The sequence below is a fragment of the Aliivibrio sifiae genome (assembly GCF_002954705.1).
Taxonomy (GTDB): Bacteria; Pseudomonadota; Gammaproteobacteria; order Enterobacterales; family Vibrionaceae; genus Aliivibrio; species Aliivibrio sifiae_A.
In genome coordinates, this window is record NZ_MSCO01000002.1 from 569,525 (window position 1) to 571,188 (window position 1,664).

The 1,664-nt window shown below is 36.8% G+C and carries 3 protein-coding genes; 2 read left to right on the top strand and 1 reads right to left on the bottom strand.

The features are described 5' to 3' along the window. The coding region (locus tag BTO22_RS13570; RefSeq protein WP_105055962.1) for a DUF2971 domain-containing protein at positions 1–518 on the top strand (518 nt) is incomplete at its 5' end. A 284-nt stretch (positions 519–802) separates the two neighbouring features. On the opposite strand, the gene BTO22_RS13580 is transcribed toward BTO22_RS13570, so the two are convergent. After that, positions 803–964 carry a hypothetical protein gene (locus BTO22_RS13580; protein ID WP_258132586.1) on the bottom strand — a complete coding sequence of 54 codons (162 nt, stop codon included), beginning with the start codon at positions 962–964 and terminating at the stop codon, positions 803–805. Between the two features lie 274 nt (positions 965–1,238). On the opposite strand from BTO22_RS13580, the gene BTO22_RS13585 reads away from it, so the two are divergent. Next, the gene (locus tag BTO22_RS13585; RefSeq protein WP_017019159.1) at positions 1,239–1,580 is read left to right on the top strand and encodes a hypothetical protein; all 342 of its coding nucleotides are present in this window, start codon (positions 1,239–1,241) and stop codon (positions 1,578–1,580) included. Positions 1,581–1,664: the final 84 nt, after the last annotated feature.

Consider the following 1,664-nt stretch of genomic DNA (forward strand, 5'->3'; position numbering starts at 1 on the left):
TACCAAAGGATTTTTTAAATAATTTATCAGTTGGAATAGATAAGTTTCATCAAGAGAATCAAAATATGGGTGTACTATCTTTATCTGAGGACCCTAAGAATATTCTCATGTGGGCTCATTATGCTGATGATCATCATGGTATTTGTATTGAGTTTGAGCGCTCTGAGCTAAATAGTCTTGGGCGAGATGATGTTACTCGTCCTGTTAAATATTTGATAGGGTACCCAAGAGTAAAAGCTTTGGATTTTATTACTAAAAAGGCAGGCAGTGTTACTCGGAAAATGTTGTGGTCTAAATCCAGAGATTGGGCTTATGAAAAGGAGTGGCGAATGTTAATTCTTGACGGTAATACGTCGATACCATTACCTGGTAAAATAACATCAATAATTATTGGACTAAGAACGCCTGAACGCAATATAGGAATTATTAAACAGCTAATTAAAGGAACTGAAATTAAATTAAAGAAAGCTGAAATGCTAAAAAATGAATATGGCGTTAAAATTAACAAGCTAATATAACAAATGCATCAACACGATTTGCTACATTCGGCATTCTAGGTTTCTTTGAGTTTACCGTGTTAAGTGGTAAGTTTGGGCTTAATCTGCATGGTAGCAAACGTGTTATGCAGGCGTTGTGCGCACTGAGTCCGAAATTTTTTGCACGGTTCATCAAAAGGATCGCGGCTTTCGTAGTTTCGGCTTAGTAAGCGTAAATTTCTTCTTTGTTGCCTTTTGGTTTTCATTTCATCAGGTTCGGCAAATTAGCCCTTATTTTCCTAAGTTCAGGCGTTTCAGAAGCTATTTTACGCTTCAATTGTTCTTTGGTTATGCCTCATTTTAGTCTTCATCAGTGTTTTCCTCGCAGCATTTTCAATCCAAATTGTGGCGAGTGTATTTAGTTTTTCAGTTTCAAACTTGCTGAAACCAAACCGTTCAAATGGCGTATGAAATGTATCTGTTTCCATTCACTTTATCTCGCATTTTAAGAACATTTTGTTCGCTTAATTGGCATCGGTAAATTAAAATCAAGGCTTAAAAAATGTTGGCAGGGCAGTTCTTTATCAAGCTAGCCAAGCCGAAAGTAAGCACGCACAACAATCGCATCAACACGATTTATTACATTCGGCGTTCTGGGTTTGCCTTGGGTTTCGTGATTAAGGCGGTTAAATTCAGGTTGGTTTGCATGGTAATAAACGTGTTATGCCAGCGTTATGCGAATAGAAGATATAAGGAAATATTATGGAAGTTGTAGTTAAGGAAGCTCATAAATCAGATTATCCAAATCCAATTTCGTTTAACAAAGGCGAGTCTTTAATTCTTGGTCATCTTGATACTGAATTTATTGGTTGGATCAGAACGATAACTACCGATGGAAATGAAGGTTGGGCACCGGTTGATTATATTGAAATGGCTGAATGTAAAACTAAAGGAATAGCCAAATGTAATTACAATGCTTTTGAACTCGATACCAAAATGAGTGAATCGTTAACGGTTTTATCTGAGCTAAATGAATGGTTTCTTGTAGTAAATACCCGTGGCGAAAAAGGTTGGGTTCCGGTACAAACTGTAGGTATCGCATAACAAATGCATCAACACGATTTGCTACACTCGGCGTTGTCAGTTTGCCTTTAATTTCAGTGATTAAGGCGTTAAAATTCAGCTAAC

Coding starts and splice junctions, on each gene's coding strand:
- BTO22_RS13580 (WP_258132586.1), bottom strand. CDS start 964: ATGGAAACAGATACATTTCATACGCCATTTGAACGGTTTGGTTTCAGC.
- BTO22_RS13585 (WP_017019159.1), top strand. CDS start 1,239: ATGGAAGTTGTAGTTAAGGAAGCTCATAAATCAGATTATCCAAATCCA.